This is a genomic window from Streptomyces sp. A 4/2, from assembly GCF_940670765.1.
Lineage (GTDB): Bacteria > Actinomycetota > Actinomycetes > Streptomycetales > Streptomycetaceae > Streptomyces.
Genome location: NZ_CALNVW010000010.1, coordinates 309,929 through 330,811, shown reverse-complemented (window position 1 = coordinate 330,811; position 20,883 = coordinate 309,929). Strand labels below are relative to the sequence as shown.

Annotated in this window: 12 protein-coding genes; 2 read left to right on the top strand and 10 right to left on the bottom strand. The window is 71.0% G+C overall.

All coding sequences use genetic code 11. The features are described 5' to 3' along the window. Positions 1-53: 53 nt before the first annotated feature. The 4 genes from NBY69_RS08160 to guaA all read right to left on the bottom strand — a co-directional run bounded on the left by NBY69_RS08160 (position 54) and on the right by guaA (position 5,607). Positions 54-986, bottom strand: a complete 933-nt coding sequence (locus NBY69_RS08160) for a hypothetical protein (RefSeq protein ID WP_250299430.1) — start codon at positions 984-986, stop codon at positions 54-56. Positions 987-1,556: 570 nt separating this feature from the next. Continuing rightward, the gene (locus NBY69_RS08155; RefSeq protein ID WP_250299428.1) at positions 1,557-2,807 is read right to left on the bottom strand and encodes a hypothetical protein; all 1,251 of its coding nucleotides are present in this window, start codon (positions 2,805-2,807) and stop codon (positions 1,557-1,559) included. 288 nt (positions 2,808-3,095) lie between these two features. Then, on the bottom strand, positions 3,096-3,896 hold the full coding sequence (locus tag NBY69_RS08150) for a class II aldolase/adducin family protein (RefSeq protein WP_250299425.1): 801 nt from the start codon (positions 3,894-3,896) through the stop codon (positions 3,096-3,098). 136 nt (positions 3,897-4,032) lie between these two features. Then, on the bottom strand, positions 4,033-5,607 hold the full coding sequence (gene guaA, locus NBY69_RS08145; RefSeq protein WP_250299423.1) for a glutamine-hydrolyzing GMP synthase: 1,575 nt from the start codon (positions 5,605-5,607) through the stop codon (positions 4,033-4,035). 295 nt (positions 5,608-5,902) lie between these two features. Between guaA and NBY69_RS08140 the strand changes: the two genes are divergently transcribed. Then, positions 5,903-6,214: a chorismate mutase gene (locus NBY69_RS08140; RefSeq protein ID WP_250299422.1), complete on the top strand. Its 312-nt coding sequence runs from the start codon at positions 5,903-5,905 to the stop codon at positions 6,212-6,214. Positions 6,215-6,755: 541 nt separating this feature from the next. Further along, positions 6,756-7,844: a hypothetical protein gene (locus NBY69_RS08135; RefSeq protein WP_250299420.1), complete on the top strand. Its 1,089-nt coding sequence runs from the start codon at positions 6,756-6,758 to the stop codon at positions 7,842-7,844. Between the two features lie 164 nt (positions 7,845-8,008). Here NBY69_RS08135 and NBY69_RS08130 read toward each other — a convergent pair whose 3' ends face one another. The 6 genes from NBY69_RS08130 to NBY69_RS08105 form a co-directional block, all read right to left on the bottom strand. Continuing rightward, a complete protein-coding gene (locus NBY69_RS08130; protein ID WP_250299417.1) occupies positions 8,009-9,853 on the bottom strand; it encodes a GMC oxidoreductase in 1,845 nt (614 codons plus the stop codon). 61 nt (positions 9,854-9,914) lie between these two features. After that, on the bottom strand, positions 9,915-11,537 hold the full coding sequence (locus NBY69_RS08125; protein WP_250299414.1) for a succinic semialdehyde dehydrogenase: 1,623 nt from the start codon (positions 11,535-11,537) through the stop codon (positions 9,915-9,917). Positions 11,538-11,852: 315 nt separating this feature from the next. Continuing rightward, complete coding sequence (locus tag NBY69_RS08120) at positions 11,853-13,406, bottom strand: serine/threonine-protein kinase (protein ID WP_250299573.1); 1,554 nt, start codon at positions 13,404-13,406, stop codon at positions 11,853-11,855. 274 nt (positions 13,407-13,680) lie between these two features. Continuing rightward, positions 13,681-16,488 carry a protein kinase gene (locus tag NBY69_RS08115; protein WP_250299412.1) on the bottom strand — a complete coding sequence of 936 codons (2,808 nt, stop codon included), beginning with the start codon at positions 16,486-16,488 and terminating at the stop codon, positions 13,681-13,683. A gap of 133 nt (positions 16,489-16,621) precedes the next feature. Beyond that, a complete protein-coding gene (locus NBY69_RS08110; RefSeq protein ID WP_250299410.1) occupies positions 16,622-18,535 on the bottom strand; it encodes a serine/threonine-protein kinase in 1,914 nt (637 codons plus the stop codon). A 469-nt stretch (positions 18,536-19,004) separates the two neighbouring features. After that, a complete protein-coding gene (locus tag NBY69_RS08105; protein ID WP_250299409.1) occupies positions 19,005-20,714 on the bottom strand; it encodes a glycerol-3-phosphate dehydrogenase/oxidase in 1,710 nt (569 codons plus the stop codon). Positions 20,715-20,883: the final 169 nt, after the last annotated feature.

Below are 20,883 nucleotides of genomic sequence, written 5' to 3'. Positions count from 1 at the left end.
TGGCGGGTTGGGAGAGGTGCGGACGGGGGTGCGGACGGGGGCGCGGACGAGGGTCAGCGGTCGGCGGGGTAGGAGCGTTCCCAGTCGTGCAGGATGCCGTCCCAGTCGCGCCGGGGCAGGGCCCCGGAGGCGTCGGGACCCCACCCGTATCCGGGCTGGGCGTACTGCGCGTACTGCCCGTATTGCTCGTACTGCCCGTACTGCCCGTACTGCTCGTACGGGACCTGGTGCTGGGTGTCGCCCTGCCAGGGACCCGCGGCCATGACTCCGGGGCCCGGAGGCGGCCAGGCGGCGCCGGACGGCGGGCCCATGAAGTAACCGGCGTCGGGCGAGGGCTGCGTGACGGACCCCGGGTCCCCCGCCGTACGCCGGTGGCGGCCCGCGTCCCGCCGTACCTGCGCGAGCCGCCCCTCCGCGGAGAGATGCTGGGCCCGGGAGACCAACTGCGCCAGTTCGATGCCGAGTTGGGCCGCCAGCGCGACGACGTCGATCCCGTTGTTCCAGCCCTCCACCAGGAACGCGTCCAGCGCGGGGGACCACTCCGGACCCGCCATCGGCACATCGGGGGCCGGGGCCGGGAACTGCTCGGTGCGGGGCGGAGGAATGGGGGGCTGCGCGGGCGCCGGGGGCGTGGGATACCCCGGGTTCCCGGAGGCGGGAAGCAGGAAGGAATCGGCATCCTCCTGCTGCACCGCATCCGGTTCGGGCTGCTCGTCCGACGGCCTGGTGAGCAGCGTGTCGGCGAGCGACCGCGCGTCGTCCTTGCCCACGGTGCGGCGCGCCACCCGCACCTCGCGTTCGTTCAGCCCCAGCATGTCGGCAACCGCGCCGTCACTGCCCACGGTGATGGCGAAGGCAGCCAGCATCCTCGCGCGCTCGGCCTGCGCGCCGTCGAACACCGACTGTGCACGGCGCACATGGTCGTCCGCGCCGCAAAAGGCATCGGCCAGAACCGCATGCCGCTCCCACAATTCCCTGGACTCCATGGTCTGCACCAACGCTCAGCTAGGCCAAAAGAACCTAACAAAGCCCAAAATTCACCTCATTGATCAATTCCCCGACGTCGGGACAACCTGACCATTAGGCCAATTGAGGGGCAGGGAAGAACCCTGGAGCCGGAGCATCCGCAATGTCTCTTCCGTCTCCTCCTGGAAGTGGCGGTAGGAGACCAGACGACGCCAGTCGGGGTCCGGCGCACCGGGGAGTGTGGCCCCCCGGGCGGCCCAGAGGTTCACCAACTCCCCGTACAGCGGCGTCGCCTCCCCGTCACATCCGGTCCGGTCGAATCCGGCCGGCGGCGACATGCGGTGCGACGGCGGCTTCCCGCGCCGGTAACCCGAAGCACGTGGCCCCGGCACGCTTTCGTTTCGCTTATATGCATTTCCTTGCGGAATCAGGGAACCAAGTCCCTTGCCTGCCGTGGTTGGAGCGTCAGAAGTGCTCATGGCCGTAGAAACGATTCGTTTCGCCCGCCGTCACCCACCCCAGGCTTTCCGCTCAGGAACACGCCGGAAATGAAATATCTGGAAAACCGAGAATCGGTATATCGCGGACCGTTAATCCGTCACATCGATCTCGCAGGCCGCCGTCTCCATCCCGGCCGCCGTGATCACACGTACCTCCACCCGCCCCGGCTCGACCTCCACCGGTACCGGCACCGTCAGCACCGTGTCCGTCGGGTTGGCGAAGCCGCCCGGCACGGGAACCAGCGGTACGTGGACGTGCACCGCGCCGATGCGCACCACCATCCGTGCCAGCCGGTCGGGTGTCCCGGCGCCCGGCGGCACGAAGCCCGCGCCGCGGATCTCGATGTCGTCGCCGGTACGGATCGGGGCGTCCAGGTCACCGGCCTCCCGGGCGCGGACCACCGAGAGCACCACGGGGCGTCCGCCCTCCGCGTACTTGCCCGCGAAGTACGTGGCCGCCGAGACCACCACCAGGAGCGCCAGCCCCCACGGCAGGTCGGGCAGTTGGTCGGGGCGGCGGGCCAGCCGTACCGCCGCGAACAGCGCGGCGACCGTGCTCACCAGGACGTACTGCACGTCCGCGAAGCTGCCGCGCCCCGAGTCGTCGGTGAGCAGATCGGCGGCGCGGGGGCGGTCGGCGCGCACCTTCTGGAGCTTCTGCGACAGCACCCGCACGGACACCACGCGCCGCGCCACCACGGCGATCGCGCAGACCAGGGCGAGCACGGTCACCATGCCCGCGCCCCGGGCCAGTTCGAGCCCGTCGATCAGGGTGTCGCGCTCACGGTGCCCGGACGCTCCGGCGAGCTGGAGGATGAGGACCAGCACCGAGAAGACCACCAGCAGCACCCATGACGCGGCGACCGCGCGCGAGGTGGAGAGCCGGTTGTCCTCGCCGATCACCGGGGCCAGGAGTCCGCCGCGCGCCCGGTGGAAGCGGGCCGCGCAGGTCAGCAGCCCCGCCGTGACGAGCGCGGCGAGCAGCCCGGCGGTACGGGCCCCGCTCCAGCCCGCGCCGATCGCGGTCGCCGACTCGGCCAGCGCGAGGACCACCACACTCCCCCACAGCAGCACCAGCGTGCGCTGCCACACCCGCGGGAACCAGGCGTCCCCGGCCTCCCTGCTGCGCTCGGCCACCGCCCGCGCCGACTCCGTCAGTTCGTCGGACACCCACTGGCGCGAGGCTCCCGCCGAGTGGGCCACGGCGGTGGGCAGGCCCTGCCCGGCCGCCAGTTCGTCCCGTTTCACGAGAAATGCCGCGACGGCCCGCCGGTGGCCCTCGCGTGCTCCGTGCGGACAGTCCGGACATGTACAGCCGCCGCCGTGTACGCCGGCGCGCATACCGTCGTCCTGTCTTACTTCCTGCACCGCCACGAAGAACGCCGCCCTTTCCCTGCCCCCGTGAACTTCCTTGCAATTCAAGGGAATTGTGCCGCACCGAGCGGGCGGTGCCCGCAGCAGGTCAGGTCGGGTCAGGTCAGCGGGGGTGATTGACAAGGCGTCAGGTTGACGCCTTCCGGCGTCGGGTTCCCGGGCACGGCACCGGCACCCCGGGCCGACCGGTCACAGCGCCTCCGGGCAACCGTCACAGCACCTCCGGGCGACCCCTCACGGCGCGTCCGCGACCCCTCACGGCGCGTCCGGGCCGGTACGGCTGATCCGCTGCCACAGCGGCTGGTAGTTGATCCAGGCGACCAGATCGCTGCCCAGCTGCTCCCGGGTGGCCACCGCGCTCCGGTGGTCGATGAGCACGGGCTTCCCGGCGGCACGCGCGGCGAGTTGGACCTGGCAGGAGCGCTCCATGGTGACGAACCACCAGGCCGCCGCGTCGACCGAGTCGCCCACGGTCAGCAGTCCGTGGTTGCGCAGGATGACGGCCTTGCGGGCACCGAGCGCGGCGGCGATCCGGCGGCCCTCCTCCTCGTCCACGATCACGCCGGTGTAGGAGTCGTAGAGGGCGTGATCCTCGTAGAACGCACAGGACTCCTGCGTGATGGGGTCGAGCAGTTCCCCCAGCGTGGAGAGCGCCCGCCCGTGCAGCGAGTGGCTGTGCGCAACGGCGACGACACCGGGCCGGGCCCGGTGCACCTGGGCGTGGACGGCGAAGGCGGCCTGGTTGACGTGGCGACTGCCCTCGACGACCTGCCCGTCGCCGTTGACCAGGATCAGGTCGTGCGCCGCGAGGTCCGCGAGGGGCACCCCGAAGGGGTTCACCCAGTAGCAGTCGGCGTACCCGGGGTCGCGGGCGGTGATGTGGTCCGAGACGCCGTCCTCGTACCCGTACTGCGCGAAGAGCCGCAGCGCCCCCGCCAGCCGTTCCTTGCGGTACTGGCGCTCCTCGGCGAGCGTTTCGTGGACGGGCGGCATCGCGAACCGCAGGTGTTCCACCGGTACGGGGGCGGGCGTCTCACTCATGGCCGGTTCAGTCATGGCCGGAAGCTACCGCGCGTTACCGCAGGTGAACAGAGTCATGCACGGAAAGAGCCGCCCCCGGACAGCACGACGCCGCCGCCCGGAATCCCGGGCGGCGGCGTCGGCGGTCTGTCGGGGAGTCACCCGGTGGCGACTACTCCCACTCGATGGTGCCCGGCGGCTTGCTCGTCACGTCGAGGACCACGCGGTTCACATCGGCGACCTCGTTGGTGATGCGGGTCGAGATCTTCCCGAGCACGTCGTACGGCATCCGCGTCCAGTCGGCCGTCATGGCGTCCTCGGACGAGACGGGCCGCAGCACGATCGGGTGGCCGTAGGTCCGGCCGTCGCCCTGGACGCCCACCGACCGCACGTCGGCGAGCAGCACCACCGGGCACTGCCAGATCTCACGGTCGAGACCGGCCGCCGTCAGCTCCTCGCGGGCGATGGCGTCGGCCTCGCGCAGCAGGTCGAGGCGGTCCTTGGTGACCTCACCGACGATGCGGATCCCGAGGCCGGGGCCGGGGAAGGGCTGGCGCTGGACGATCTCGTCCGGCAGGCCCAGCTCCTGGCCGACCATCCGGACCTCGTCCTTGAACAGCTGGCGCAACGGCTCGACCAGTTCGAACTCGATGTCCTCGGGGAGCCCGCCCACGTTGTGGTGGGACTTGATGTTGGCCGTGCCGGTGCCGCCGCCGGACTCGACGACGTCCGGGTACAGGGTGCCCTGCACCAGGAACGCGACGTCCTCGCCCGCGTCGGCGATGATCTCCGCCTGCGCCTGCTCGAAGACCCGGATGAACTCGCGGCCGATGATCTTGCGCTTCGTCTCGGGGTCGGAGACACCCTTGAGCGCGTTCAGGAAGCGCTCCTCGGCGTCGACGACCTTGAGCTGCACGCCCGTGGCGGCGACGAAGTCCTTCTCGACCTGCTCGGTCTCGCCCTTGCGCATCAGGCCGTGGTCGACGTACACGCAGGTCAGCTGAGACCCGATGGCCTTCTGCACCAGCGCGGCGGCCACCGCGGAGTCGACACCGCCGGACAGCCCGCAGATGGCGCGCTTGGTGCCGACCTGCTGACGGATCAGCGCGACCTGCTCCTCGACGACATTGGTCGTGGTCCAGGTCGGCTCGATGCCGGCGCCCCGGTAGAGGAAGTGCTCAAGGACCTGCTGGCCGTGCGTGGAGTGCAGCACCTCGGGGTGGTGCTGCACGCCGTACAGCTTCTTCTCGTCGTTCTCGAAGGCCGCCACCGGCACGACGTCCGTGGACGCGGTGACCGTGAAGCCCTCGGGGGCGGCGGAGCAGGCGTCGCCGTGCGACATCCACACCGACTGCTCGGCCGGGGTGCCCTCGAAGAGGGTCGACGCGGGCTTGGAGACGGTGAGACCGGTACGCCCGTACTCCCGCGCACCGTTGTCGTCGACCGTGCCGCCGAGGGTGGTCGCCATGAGCTGGAAGCCGTAGCACATACCGAAGACCGGGACCCCGGCCTCGAAGAGCGCACGGTCGACGGTGGGCGCGCCCGGTGCGTACACCGACGACGGGCCGCCGGAGAGGATGATCGCCTTCGGGTTCTTGGCCAGCATCTCGGCCACCGGCATGGTCGACGGCACGATCTCGCTGTAGACCCGCGCCTCACGGACGCGACGGGCGATGAGCTGGGCGTACTGCGCGCCGAAGTCGACGACGAGGACGACCTCGGGGGCGGCGGGGGGTGCTGCTGGCACGGGGCGGCCTTCCGGCGGGAACATGAGGGGGTCTGGTATGTCGATTCTACCGGGGCCGGCGGAACCGGGTTGTCTCTCCCTCCGGGACCCGTCCATACTGACCTCGTGCATCAGCAGCTGACCTTCGTCTTTACCTATGGCACCGGCCCGACCGGCTGCCGTGGGTTCTCTGGTTCTGCTGCTTGAGCCACTGAGAAACACTTCCCCAGGCGCCCCGGGCCGACAAGGTCCGGGGCGCCTGTGTATTCCGGACCGAGGCAGCCCGGGGGGCCGTACCCCTTGAGGAGTCACGGACATGAGCACCAACACCGCCACCAGCACCGCCACCGCCGGTACGGAGAAGACCGGCGCCCGCAACGTCGAGGCGGCGGCCCTCATCACCGGAGCACGTGAGCACATCGACGACCTGGACGACCGGATCATCGGCCTGATCCAGGAACGGATGGCCGTGTCGACCACCATCCAGGAGGCGCGGACGGCCTCCGGCGGGCGCCGGGTGAACCTCTCGCGCGAGCTGGAGGTCCTGGGCCACTACAGCGGGGCGCTGGGCAAGGCGGGCACCGGGCTCGCGATGACCGTTCTGGAGCTGTGCCGGGGGCGGATCTGACACCCGGGGCGACAGCCCGTATCTGAGTTCGGGCCCGCTCTCACCCGTACGGCGCGTGACCGGGCCCGGCGGGCCTTCGTTGGTCCAGTCGTCCGTGTCAGCCAGGTGCGGCCTTGTTGGAAGAGGAAAACCACGCGTGGCTTCGCTGGGACGTGTGACGTACTGCAGGTGCGTCGTGGGACCACGTCTCAGCGCGCGTGACCGGACGGCAGGGGACAGCGGTCCGGTCACCCAAGGCGGTCGGTTCCGGGGACGCCCGGGACCGGCAGCCCGGTCCACGGGTTCCCAGCCCGTAGGTGAGCACCGCAGTTGAGCAATCCGCAGTTGAGCAACCAGTGGGCCCCGTGGAATCGCCTCCACGGGGCCCACTGCTGTGCCCGCCCGGACCCTCTTCTCGTGACGCAGCTCACATAAGAATTCCGTGAATACGGAAGCAACCATTCACAGGGGTGGCCGGTCATTCATGCAGTACCGCTGGTGGCCCCATCCGTATGCCCCCGCACCACAGCAACGCATCTGTCCCGTACGCAACGAGGTCCGCATGAAGCTCCGCCGCACGATGGCTGCCGCAGCCGCGACCGCCGTCATGGCTCCGGTCGCTCTGCTGGCCGCCTCGGCTGCGTACGCGGACGGGACCTCCGGCGGGACCCCTGCCACCGGGACGCCTGCGGCCGTGGCTCCGGCCGACGTGGGTTCTCCGGCCGACGTGGAGACGCCCCCGGCCGTCGTGCCCACCACGGACCCGCCGGACTCCGCCGCCCCGCAGCCCACCGAGCCGGCGCCCACGACGGAACCGCCCACGACCGCGCCCGTCGTCACCCCGCCGCCCACCACCGCGCCGCCCGTCACTCCGCCGGTCACCACTCCGCCCGCCGACTGTCCGGTGGCCGACGACGGTGTCACCGATCCCACGGGCAGTCTCCGGCTGAGCATCTCCGGGCTGCCCGGCAGCATCGTCGCGGGCAGCGGCTGGCATCCGTTCACGATCAGCGCGGCCAACCCGACCGGCCGGAAGCTCGGCAAGGTCGAATGGCTCGCCCTGGTGGACAACTACTCCGAGAGCGAGGACGAGAAGGACTGGCTCGGGCCGTACGCCACGGTCCAGTTCTTCGACCGGACCACCGGTACCTGGGAGTCCCTGGACGACGAGGAACTGTTCGGCTACGGCGTCTACTTCGGCGAGACCGAGCTGGGCGCCCGGGACGTCGTCGACATCCCGCTGCGGGTGAAGATCGCCCAGGACGCCCCGGCCGGGGACAGTTTCGCCTTCGGGTTCGGCGGCTATGTCGACGTGGAATCGGGCTGCGTGCACAACGCGTACGCCGAGCGGGAGTTCACCGTTCTCGCGGCGGGCAGCACCGGGGCCCGGCCGGGCAGCGGGGGTCCTGGTGCCGGGACCCCGGCCGGCGACGGGAACGGGAACGGGACGGGTCGGAAGGTGCGGCGCACCGGTCCCACAGCGGCCCCCCACGCCCTCTCGACCCGCGTGATTCCCGTGCGCGGGGACCTCGCCGACACCGGTTCGCCCTCGCCCCTGCCCGTCCTGGCGCTCACCGGCGGGTTCGCGGTCGTGCTCGGCGCGGGCGTGGTGTTCGGCGTGCACCGGCGCGGGCGCGGCGCCACCGGTTGACGGACCCGCACAGACTCGGGAGGGCTGCACTCGGAGGGGGGTGCAGCCCTCCCGCACGTCCGGTCCGTCCTGACCGTGCGGTTCGTCCTGACCGTGCGGTTCGTCCTGACCGTGCAGTCCGTCCTGACCGTGCGGGACGTCCTGACCGTGCGGGGGGGGCGCGGTCACTTCTTCGGCGGGACCACCGGCATCCCCAGGAACGGAAGCTTCAGCGCGCCGAACGCCTCGCCGGGAACGGCCGGAGACCTCGGCGCGACCGCCGCGAGCCGCTCGTACTCCTGGCCCTGTTCCGGGCGGGGGTCCTCCTCACCCTTGTTCGGCCAGTACGCCATCGCCCGCTCCGCCTGCGCGGTGATCGTCAGCGAGGGGTTGACCCCGAGATTGGCCGAGACCGCGGAGCCGTCGACCACCGAGATGCCCGGGTGCCCGTACAGCCGGTGGTACGGATCGATCACCCCTTCCGCCGCGGACGCGCCGATCGGGCAGCCGCCCAGGAAGTGGGCGGTCAGCGGGGTGCCCATCAGCTCCCCGATGTTCGAGCCGGGAAAGCCGTTGATCTCCTCGGCGATGAGCGTCGCGGCCCGGGTGCCCTCGGCGATCTGCTTCGGGTTGGGCGCACCGTGCCCCTGCACCGCGGTGAGCAGGCCCTTGCCGAGGCCGGCCCGCTTGCGGTGGGTGGTCAGGGAGTTGTCCAGGGACTGCATCACCAGGCCGATGATGGTCCGCTCGGACCACCGGCGGTTGGAGAGCGAACGGGCCGTCAGCCAGGGGTGCTTGGCGACATTGCCGAACCAGCCGAGCACGCGCCGCGAGCTGTAGGGCACCTGGATGATCGTCAGCGCGCCCATCGCGTTGGACTTCCTGCCGTACCGCACCGGCTCGATGTGCGTATCGCCGTCCGGGTGGATGGACGAGGTGATGGCCACGCCCCGGGTGAAGTCCGCCCGGGGAGCGCCGTGCTTCTTGCGGTAACGGCGGTCGGTGGTCTGCGAGCCCACCAGGGCCTCGGAGTTGGTACGGGTCAGCTCGCCCAGCTTCGGCGAGATGCGCGGCAGCAGGCCTTGGTCCTTCATGGTGTGGAGCAGGGTCTGGGTGCCGTACGTCCCGGCCGCGACCACCACCTGACGCGCTCGCAGCACCTCGGGCGTCCTCCTGCGGGCGTCCGTCGGAACGGTACTGACCCGGTAGCCGCCCTCGCCGTGCTCCGTGATCGCGGTCACCGAGGTGAGCGGGCGGATGACCGCACCAGCCTTCTCGGCGAGGTAGAGGTAGTTCTCGGTGAGGGTGTTCTTCGCGCCGTGACGGCAGCCGGTCATGCACTCGCCGCACTCGGTGCAGGCTTTGCGGGAGGGGCCCGCGCCGCCGAAGTACGGGTCGTCGACCGCCGTGCCGGGCTCGGCCTTCGACCTGCCGTCGGCATCCGCCCCGTCGCCGAAGAAGACCCCCACGGGCGCCATGTGGAAGGAGTCGCCCACCCCCATCACCTCGGCGGTCGCCTTCAGATGGACGTCGGACGGCGTCATCGTCGGGTTGAGCCGCACGCCCAGCATCCGCTGCGCCTGGTCGTAGTACGGCGCCAGCTCGGCCTGCCAGTCGGTGATGGACGCCCACTGGCGGTCCTGGAAGAACGGCGCGGGCGGGATGTACAGCGTGTTGGCGTAGTTGAGGGAGCCGCCACCGACGCCCGCGCCCGCCAGCACCATCACGTTGCCGAGCAGGTGGACGCGCTGGATGCCGTACAGGCCGAGCGCCGGGGCCCAGAGGTAGTTCTTGATGTCCCAGGAGTTCTTGGGGAGCGTGCCCGGGGTGAAACGGCGGCCGGCCTCCAGGACGCCGACCCGGTAACCCTTCTCGGTGAGCCGCAGCGCGGTGACCGAGCCGCCGAAGCCGGAGCCGACGACGAGGACGTCGTAGTCGTACACCTGGTCGTCCGGCTCCCCGGCGGTGGCCGCGGCGGTTCCTTCGTCGGTTCCCTCGTCCGGGCCGTGGACAGAGCTCTCCTGTGACATGGACTCTCCTCGTGGACGATCGGCGACGGGGTGACGGGACCGCCGGGCTGCGGCTGCGGGATCAGCGGAGGCGGAAGGCCTTCATCGCCCGGAGACTGCGGCTCATGAACGCGGCGTACTTCTCGTCGTTCATGCCGAACGCCGGGGCCATCGGCATGATCCGCTGGTGGGCGACGGTCTGTGCCTCGGTGTACTTGTAGATGCCTTCCGAGCCGTGCCTGCGGCCGAGCCCGGACTCCTTCATGCCGCCCATCGGGGACTGCACACTGCCGTACGCGGGCGCGTACCCCTCGTTGATGTTGACCGTGCCGGTCCGTAGCCGGGCGGCGACGGCGTGGCCGCGCCTGCCGTTCCTGGTCCAGACGCTCGAATTGAGGCCGTAGGGCGTGGCGTTGGCGATGTCGACCACCTCGTCCTCGTCCTTGAAGCGGTAGACGGAGACGACCGGGCCGAAGGTTTCCTCGGAGCAGACCGCCATCGGGGTGTCGACCCCTTCGAGGATGGTCGGCTCGTAGAAGAGCGGCCCGATGTCGGTACGGTGCACACCGCCCGCGATCAGTTCGGCGCCCTTGGCCACCGCTTCGTCGACGTGCCGCCGCACGGTTTCCAGCTGCCGCTCGCCGACGAGGGAGCCCATGTCGGCGCCGTACGCGAGGGCGTTGCCCAGCCGCATCGCCTTCGTGCGGGCCGCGAAGCGCTCCAGGAAAGTGTCCGCGATCGACTCGTGGACGTACAGCCGCTCGATCGATATGCAGAGCTGACCCGCCGAGGAGAAGCAGGCCCGTACCGCGCCCGCCGCCGCCTTCTCGATGTCGGCGTCCTCCAGGACCAGCATGGCGTTCTTGCCGCCGAGCTCCAGCGAGACGCCGATCAGCCGGGCCGCGGCGCCCTGGGCGACCTCGCGGCCGGTGCGCGTCGAACCGGTGAAGGAGACGTAATCGGCGTGTTTGACCAGCTCCGGGCCGACCACCGGGCCCTCGCCGAGCACCACCTGGAAGACCTCGGGCGGCAGTCCGGCCTCGATGATCAGGTCACGGGCCCAGAGGGCGGTCAGTGCGGTCTCGGTGTCGGGCTTCATCACCACGGCGTTGCCGGAGACGAAGGCGGGCAGCGCGTCACCGATGGACAGCTCGAAGGGGTAGTTCCAGGGGGCGATCTGACCGACCACGCCGCGCGGCTGGCGCAGCTCGGTGACCTTCGTGAGGGTCGGGATCGCGCCGGTGTGGCCCTTGGGCCGGAGGTACGAGGGTGCCTTGCGGCCGTAGTGGCGCGCGGCGACGGCGACGGCCTGGACCTCTTCGTGGGCGTGCAGCCTGGCCTTGCCGGTCTCCAGCTGAATGAGGTCGAGGACCTCGGCCTGCCGGGCGAGCACCAGGTCGTGGAAGCGCAGCAGGACGGCGGCCCGCGTGCGCACGGGTATCGCGGCCCACGCCTGCTGGGCCGCTCGGGCCCGCTCGAAGGCGGTCGCCACGTCCTCAGGGGTGGACTCGGGCAGGTCGGCCAGCTTCTCCCCGGTGAAGGGGGTGTGGTTGGCCGTACTCCCGGAACCCACCACGCCACGCGTCAGATGCGCGACCACCTCGGGGGTGACCACATCGGCCGCGGTGCGTGCACCGGAGGGTGTGGGGGCGATCGGGTTCGTGGCCCGGGGGGCCATGGCGGTGGGAGCCTGCGAGTCCGTCATGAGGGGAGGCTATGCCCAGACGGAGAGTTTCGGTACCCGTGAGTAACGCCTTTTCAGGGTCCCCACATATCCCGCCAGTGATCACTGGCGGGATAAGCCTTGATCAGTGGGCTTACGCCGTACGGGTACCGCCGTGCGGTCTCCTCGCAGGTGTTCCTACCGGCGGACGGACAGGGACCACGGGCCGGGCCCCACCGCGCAGCGCGACGGTTCAGCTCGGTGGCTCAGCTCGGTGGCTCAGCTCAGCGGTTCAGCTCGGCGGTTCAGCTCGGCGGTTCAGCTCGGCGGTACAGCTCGGCGGTTCAGCTCGGCGGTTCAGCTCGGCGGCTGCCAGTAACGCAGGACGGTGTCGAACCGCTCGCGGTTCCAGTCCGAGGACGGACCGCCCATGTAGATCGCGTACTCGGCCCGCCCGTGGTCCACGTTGTACATCTGGTCTATGGCGCGGCGCCTGCCCGGGTGACCCTTGGTCTCTCTCCAGGTGAACTCCCACAGCGCGGCGTCCTGGTCGCGGAAGTTGTTCACGTGCAGCGTCAGCCGCCTGTAGTCGGGCAGCCGGCTCAGCTGCGGTTCGAGCGCCAGCTGGTGCAGGTACGGGGTCGCGTAGTCGGGCGTCGTGTCGATGCTTATCCGGATGAAGTGGTTGCCGTCGTCAGGCGTGTAGTCGATCTCGCCCGAGCCGTCCATCTGGCGCTTCCAGCCGTCGGGGACAGCCATGCTGTACCCCTCGGGCTCGGTCACCCGGTGCCAGCCGGCGGGAATGTCGCTGTACGGCTTCTTCTTCTCCGGCGTGCTCGTCCGTCCACTGCCGGTCGTCGTCGGCCCGGGGTCGTGCGCCGCCTCCTTGTCGGAACCGCCGTTCCCGTTCCCGTACTTCATGACGGCGAAACCGGCCCCGCCACCGACGACCACGGCAAGTGCCACCACCAGTGCGGCGGTACGCAGACGGCCGCGCTTGCGGCCGGCGGGCACCGGAGCCGCTGGCGGCGCCGTGGGGGCGGGCTCGGCCGGGGTCTCCGGCTCGGGCGTGGGCAGCTTGCTCGTCGGCGTCGCGTCCTGGAGCAGCCCCTCCCTCACCGTCTGCGTCGGGACGTACGCCTCGGCCTGCTTGGGGCGGCGCCCCTCCATCGCGTCCAGCAGCATCCGCTCGGCCTCGACCGGATCGGGCCGATCTGCGGGGTCCTTGCGCAGGAGCGCCGTGATGACGGGCGTGAGCGGCCCGGCGCGGGTGAGCGGCGGCGGCTCGTCGTTCACCACGGCCTGGAGGGTGGAGATCGGTGACGTACGGCGGAAGGGCGAGCGTTCCTCGACGGCCGTGTAGAGGGTGGCGCCCAGCGACCAGAGGTCGGACGCGGGGCCGGGAGCCTCGCCGTAGACCCGCTCGGGTGCCAGATAGTCGATGGAGCCGACGATCTCGCCGGTCCGGGTGATCTCCGCGTCGCCCTCGATCGCGGCGATACCGAAGTCGGTGATGAGGACGCGGCCGTCCTTGGCGAGCAGCACGTTGCCGGGCTTCACGTCCCGGTGGAGCACACCCGCCACGTGTGCGGCGCGCAGGGCGCCCAGCACGTGGAGTCCGATGCGGGCGGCTTCACGGGGGTCCAGCGGTCCGGACTCCTTGGCCGCGTCGGCGAGCGAAGGTCCGTCGACGTACTCCATGACGATCCACGGCCGGTTGTCGAACTCGATCACGTCATGGACGGTGACGACCCCGGGGTGGTTTATGCGGGCCGCGGCCCGCGCCTCCTTCTGCGTCCTGGCGTGCAGGACCTCCCGGTCCGCCTCGGACACGTACAGACCAGCCGTCAATTCCTTGACGGCGACGGTCCGGTGCAACACCTCGTCGTGTGCGCGCCAGACCTTGCCCATGCCGCCACGACCGATGAGCTCGCCCAACCGATAGCGGTCGGCGAGCAGCAAGTCCGCGCTGTGAGTGTGTTCCACGTGCCCCTGTCCGTTCCCTCGACTGCCAGGTTACGGACGGGCATTCGGTCGTGGAACCTCGGGGCGGACCGTGATACCGCACTGTGACGGGAATGGCGTACTCCGCTCGCTTCACGGTTCGGCACTCCGTTCACTTCACGGTTCGGCTTCCGCTCAACTCGCCGTTCGGCGTCCGCTCACTTCACGGTTCGACGTCCGCTCACTTCACGGTTCGGTAGGAGGACATGGCCTGTTGGTAGATCTCCGTGACCTTGTCGCGCTGCGCCTCGGGGCCGATGACCTGCACGATGTGGTAGCGGCCGTCGATAATCATCGCCACATTGCGCACGTACACCTCACGGCCGCTGCTGTCCTGCCAGGTGAACTGCCCCTCGGCCATGGCCTGCTTGCCGACGTCGATCCGGCGCAGCCCGGACGCGGACGACCAGGTGGAGTCGCGGAACGGCTGGAGTTCCCGCTCCTTGTTGCGCTGGTACGCCATCGGGTCGGCGCCCTCGTCCTTGACGCTGTCCCGGCCCGGGACGACGACGAGTTCGAAGTCGCCGCCGAGAAAGCGGATCTGTCCGGCATCGTTGACGGGGCGTCGCTCCCAGTCCTTGTGCACGGCCACCTGGAAACCCTCGGGGTCCTTGCGGAGGGCGTAACCGGTGGCCGGTCCACCGCTGTCGGGCTCGGTGCCCTGCGGGGAACCGGTCGTCCCCGACTGCTGTGCTGACGGGGAGTCCGGCTGCCCGGACGCGGCGCCGGTCGGGACGGAGGCGGGTGCGCCGGAGACGGCCTGGTCGGCTTCACCGGCCTTCGGCATGAACTTCAGCGCGTACACCAGGGCAGCGACGAGGACCACCAGGACGACGACGAGCAGCGTCCGACCGAGAGAGCGCGGTCTGCCTTCCGCCCGGGGCTGTTGCCCGGCCGCTCCCGCCCCTGGCCCCGACTCCACCGAGTGCATCGACTGCGCGGGCTGCGCCGCCCGCGCGGACCGGCCCTTCACCGGGTCGCCGCGCCTGCCGTTCCTCCTCTGCTGGCGGTGACGGCCGTGCGTACCGTCCCCGCGGGCGTTGCGGCGTCTGCGGACCAGCTCGCCCCGGCGCCGGACGATCGGCAGCTTCGTGGCGTCGTCGGCAGGTACGGGCACGATCTGCTGACCGGCGTCCGGCTCCGGCGCCGACCGTACGAGCGAACGCAGCCAGCCGCGCAGTTCCTCTATGTCCGGGCGTTCGGTGGGGTCCTGACGCAGCAGCGACTCCACGACGGGCCGCAGCGGGCCGCACTCCTCGGCGAAGGCGGGCGGCTCGGCGCAAACCAGCTGGACCAGTTCGGCCGCGCTCTCCTCGGGGTACGGGGCGTGCCCCTGGACGGCCCGGAAGAGCAACGCGCCGAGCGCCCACAGATCGGTCGCGGGCCCGACGGGGGCGGCGAGCTGCCAGTGCCCGTGGACGGGGCCCGCCTGCTCGGGGGCCCACCGTTCGGTGACGGCGCCCACGACGGTGATACGTGCCTGCCGGGCCCGCTCGGCGGCGAGGGGCGTGGTGGGACCGCGGTGCCGGGGGGCGGTGGGGTCGTACTGGGCGGTGGGGTCGTACTGATCGGCGGAGTCGTACTGATCGGCGGGGGCGTGGCGATCGGCAGGACTGTGCTGACCTGCGGAGCCCTGCCGGTCCGTGGCGGTCAGGGGTCCATGGGTGTCTCCGGGCTGGATCTCTCTGGCCTGGATCTCCCTGGCCTGGATCTCTCTGGACCGGGTGTCCCGGGAGAGGGTGTCCCGGGCATGGACGTCCTGCTCGTGGGCATCCCGGGCGTGGGCGTCACGCAGGTCGTCGGCGCGCATGCCGTCCCCGGCGCCGGACCGCGGCCCCGCGCCGTGCCAGAGGCCCATCGGCTCCTGCCGCCCCGCCTCCCGCGGATCGGCCCCGGTCGCGGGCCGCTGGACCGGGAGGCCCCCGGTGCTGCCCTGCCGCTCGCTCCCCCGCTCGTCCCCTCGTTCGTCCTCACTGACCCGTGCGGCGGCGCGGGCCCCCGCTCGGTAGGCCGCTATGGCACCGGCACGGGCCGCGCGGATGTCACTGGAGGCACCGCCCGGGACGGCGGGCAGCCCGGTCTCCTGGCGGGAGGCGGCCTGCTGACCGGGCACCGGATTCCGCACCGGATTCCGCGCCGGGTCCCGCTCGGGGTCCTGCATCTGGTCGTACATCCGGCCGCGCGCCGGGTGCTCGCGCGCCTGCTCGCGGCCCGGATCCTGGGTGTACCCGGCGGGCAACTCCGGCCCGGCCGGAAGCGCCCGCTCCACCGGAAGCGCCCGCTCCACCGGAAACACCTGCTCCACCGGCAGTGGCCCGTCCGCTCCGACCGTCCCGGCCGCGAGCGCCTGCGGCAGATCCGGTAAATCCGTCCCCGGCACCGGGTCGTAGCCGCACAGCGCCTCTTCCGCCGCGCCCGCCGCCAGACCGGTCAGGACCACCCGGCCGTCCTCACAGACCAGCACGGTGCGGGCGGTGATGTTCCGGTGGGTCCAGCCGTGCGCGTGCAGCACGCGCAGCGCGGTGAGCACGTCCGAGGCGATCTCGGCGGCCCGGTACGGATTCAGCGGGCGCTCGGCCAGCATCGCGGCCAGCGGCCTGGCGTCGACCAGTTCGCTCACCACCCAGAGCGAGCCGCCCTCGGCGAAGACGTCGAAGACCTGGTCGAGACGGGGGTGGTCGGGGATCTGCGCGGCGGACTGGGCCGCCTCGATGGCGCGCAGTACGGCCGGTTCGGCGGGCCGCCGGGTGGTACGCCCGGACATCCGCCGCTGCGACGGCACCCCGGGCCCGCCGGCGGCCCGCGCCCCGGCGCCGCCCTCTTCGACCATCTCCGCGTCCACGACCTCCGGCAACGGCACCTGCCGGACGAGGACTTCCTGCCCGCTGTAGGTGTCGAACGCGCGGGTCTCCGCCAGTTCGTACTCATCGGAAGGCGGCAGCGGAAGACGGTAGCGGTCGGCAAGGACCCTTCCCGCGTACTCGTCCACGACGCCTCCCCGAAGCGCGCTGTTCCCTGGTCACATCACTGGTCTCAGGTCACGTCAAACCGTCAATTACGGTCGATTACGGGCCTATTGCGGCTGCGTACGGTCCGCGACTTCTCACCTTACGTGTCCTGGGTCACTTCTTGGGGGCGAATGTCTTGAACGCCGTGTTACGCAGCGTGGTGCACGCGTCGCCGTCCCATTCGCTCGCCTTGCAGCTGACCATGATGGAATACCCGCGGTGGGCGTCCACCTTGAATCCGCGGTTGAGCACCCGGACGCGCTCACCGTGTTGGTCCCGCTCGAACGACCAGTCGGCGACGGTCGGATAGCCGTTGTAGTCGACCTCGTGGATGCCGAGGCCCTTGTAGGCGCCCATGCTCCTGGAAGCACCGCCCTCCGCGGACCGCCAGGCACCGGCGGCGTCGTTCCCGGGCGAGCTGTTGAAGTCGATCTGGACGCGCGGGAAGCCGCCCTCGGACGCGTTGTAGATCCCGCCCGAGTTCTGCCCGGCGATACCCGTGCGGTGGAACCCCGCGGGTATCGCCATGCTGAAGTGGAACCGGCCGTCCGAGACCTTCTTGTACCCGCTGGGCAGGGCGTCAGCGGACGGCTTGGAGGCTTCGGTCGCCTTGTCGCCGGGCGTCGGCGCGGTACTGCCGTCGTTCTGGCCGCCGTTCTTGCCCTGCCCGCCCGTCTTTCCCTTGTCCTTGCTGTCGTCCCCGGCCGTCGCGGAGCTCGAAGTGCCCTTGTCACCCTTGGGCTTGCCCTGGTTGTCCTTGTCGCCGCCCCCGTTGAGGGCGAAGGCCAGGACCGTACCGAGCACCAGGAGCACGACGACGGCCGCGATTATCACCAGCGTGCGGCGCGGTACGACATCGGTGAGCGAGGCCCGCACCCGGGCGGCCTGACCGGCGGGTACCGCCGCGGGCGCGGCCGGAGCGGGCTCGGACCTGGCGTTCCGTACGGACTTCAGCGCGCCACGCATCCGGTCGGCGGCAGCCGCGGCCGTGTCCCTGGCGCCGGGGGTGTTCGGAGACCGCGGAGGCTTCGCGGGCTTCGGAGCCCTGGGCTGCCTGGCGGGCTTCGACGGGTTCGTGGCCCCGGCCCGTCCCGACCGGTCCGCAGCCGCAGGTTCGTCGGGCACGGGCGGCAGCGGAACCACCCGCGTGGCGTCCAGCGCGACCGGCTCGTCCGCGGCGGGCGCCACCGGAGCGTGGATCACATCGTTGAGCAGCCGCCGCGCCCCCGCGTCGTCGAGCCGCTGGGCCGGATCCTTCGCGAGCAGCCCGTAGATGACCTCTGTCAGCGGTCCCGCGTTCTTCGGCGGATCGACCGGTTCGGTCATCACGGCGGTGAGGGTCGCGATGGCCGAGCCCTTGTCGTACGGCGGCACGCCCTCGACGCTCGCGTACAACAGCCCGCCCAGCGACCACAGGTCGGCCGGAGGGCCCGGCTTGTGACCGCGGGCACGCTCGGGCGAGATGTACGAGGGGGCGCCGACCAGCATCCCCGTCGAGGTGACGGACGGGTCGCCCTCGACCTGGGCGATCCCGAAGTCGGTCAGTACGACGCGGCCGTCCTCGGCGATCAGCACGTTGGACGGTTTCACGTCGCGGTGCAGGATGCCCTCACGGTGGGCCAGCCGCAGCACGTCGAGGATCGCGAGACCCACCTCGGCCGCGCGCACGGGTGTGAGGGCACCCTTCTCCCGTACCAACTCGGCCAGCGAGCAGCCCTCGACGAGCTCCATCACGATCCACGGCCGGTCGTCCTCGTCCACGACGTCGAAGACGGTCACCGCGCCGTTGTTACGGATCCGCGCGATCGCCTTCGCCTCGCGCAGTGTGCGCGTGACGAGCCTGCGCTTCTCTTCCTCGTCGATGGCCGAGGGAAAGCGCAGCTCCTTCACGGCGACGGTGCGGCCGAGCGTCTCGTCCACGGCCCGCCAGACCGTGCCCATGCCGCCCTTGCCGAGCACCTCTCCAAGCCGGTACCGCCCAGCCAGGAGGCGCCCCTTGGTGTCCTTCGCCTGCTCCGCCTCCGACATGCGTCCCCTCTGCGTTCAACCCGCCCTGGCAGAGCGTCCATTGTCTCTCACTCCGGGACCGGTGATGGTGCCGGGTCCGCGGGCGACCATCATGGGCCATGGAGGAAGGTCTTCCCGCCATGCCGATACACCGTCTGCTGGTCGGACAGGTTCTAGGACCTGCCCTGGGACGTGTCCCGGCCGCCCCTCCGCTGCTGACGCCGCTCGGCGCCGCCAACGGGTCCCTGCCCCGGGAACCGGAGGTCAAGCCCGTGCGCACGGCGCTGGACGGCTGGTCCCCGAAGACGGATCCCCCCGGCAGTCACGCCGTGACGATGCGGACCGACACGGACGACGACCCGTCAGCCCGGACCTCGAACCACAGGTCCTGGGCGAGGTGTTCCGCCCCTGAGCGGACCCGGTCCGCCCCGGGGCTTCCCCCGCGGGCTGTCCGGACCGCCTCCGGCCCGGACAGCCCGTCCTCACCCGGTCACCCCAGCGGCAATATGTCCGGCGCCCCGAGCCGCGCCGCGTCCGCCGTCAGGTCGTCCGGCTGCCGCTGCGACTCCCGCTCCGCCTCCACCCGCTTCTCGTAGTGCGCGATCTCCTTCTCCGTCCGGCCCTTGTCCCAGCCGAGCACCTTCGCCATCAACTCGGCGGCCTCCCGCGCGCTGCGCGTCCCCCGGTCGAAGGTCTCGATCGAGATGCGTGTACGCCGGGTCAGCACGTCGTCCAGATGCCTGGCCCCTTCGTGCGAAGCGGCATAGACGACCTCGGCCCGCAGATAGTCGTCCGCGCTGCCCAGCGGCTCGCCCAGCGAGGGGTCCGCCACGATCAGGTCGAGCAGCTCCTGGGTCATCGAGCCGAAGCGGTTCAACAGGTGCTCGACCCGGGCCACGTGCAGACCGGTGCGCGCGGCGATCCGCGCCCGCGCGTTCCACAGGGCGTTGTAGCCCTCTGCTCCGATCAGCGGCACGTTCTCCGTGACGCACTCGGCGACCCGCTGGTCCAGCCCGTGCACCGCCTCGTCCACCGCGTCCTTCGCCATCACTCGGTACGTCGTGTACTTGCCGCCGGCGACGACCACCAGGCCCGGCACCGGATGCGCCACCGTGTGCTCCCGCGAGAGCTTGCTGGTCGCATCGGACTCCCCGGCCAGCAACGGCCGCAGGCCCGCGTACACGCCCTGGACGTCGTCCCTGGTCAGGGGCGTCGCAAGCACCGAGTTGACGTGTTCGAGGAGGTAGTCGATGTCGGCGCTGGACGCGGCCGGGTGCGCCTTGTCCAGGTCCCAGTCGGTGTCCGTGGTCCCGACGATCCAGTGGCGTCCCCACGGGATCACGAACAGCACCGACTTCTCGGTCCGCAGGATGAGCCCGGTGGAGGAATGAATCCGGTCCTTCGGTACGACCAGATGGATGCCTTTCGAGGCCCGCACATGGAACTGTCCGCGCTCGCCGATCAGCGCCTGGGTGTCGTCCGTCCACACCCCGGTGGCGTTGACGACCTGCTTGGCACGGATCTCGTACTCGGTACCGGTCTCGACGTCCTCCACCCGCGCGCCGACGACCCGCTCGCCCTCCCGCAGGAAGCCGATGACCCGGGCGCGGTTCGCGGCCAGTGCGCCGTAGCTCGCGGCCGTCCGCACCAGCGTCGTCACATAGCGCGCGTCGTCCATCTGCGCGTCGTAGTACTGCAACGCCCCGACCAGCGCGTCCTTCTTCAGCGCCGGCGCCACCCGCAGCGCGTGCTTGCGCGTCAGGTGCCGGTGCAGCGGCAGTCCGCGGCCGTGTCCCGACGAGACCGACATCGCGTCGTACAACGCGACGCCCGAGCCCGCGTACCAGCGTTCCCAGCCCTTGTGCTGCAAGGGATAGAGAAACGGCACCGGCTTCACCAGATGGGGCGCCAGGCGCTCCAGGAGCAGCCCGCGCTCCTTCAGGGCCTCCCGTACGAGCGTGAAGTCGAGCATCTCCAGATAGCGCAAGCCGCCGTGGATGAGCTTGCTCGACCGGCTCGATGTGCCCGAAGCCCAGTCCCTCGCCTCGACGAGACCGGTCGCGAGCCCGCGCGTCGCGGCGTCCAGCGCCGTCCCCGCACCGACCACACCGGCCCCTACGACCAGTACATCCAGTTCACGCTCGGCCATCCCGGCGAGCGCTGCCGTGCGCTCCTCGGGCCCCAGTGTCGCTGTCCTCACTGCTGCCTCCCGTTGATCAGGCCGCCAGAACGGTGTCCGGCACACCACCGATTCTGTCCGCCCTCGCCGACTTCAGCCACCGCCTGTGGACAACACACGGACACCCGGACCCGCCCAATACCGCAAATCGGTCATATTTACTCCTAACCTGACATTGCATGGTCCACAG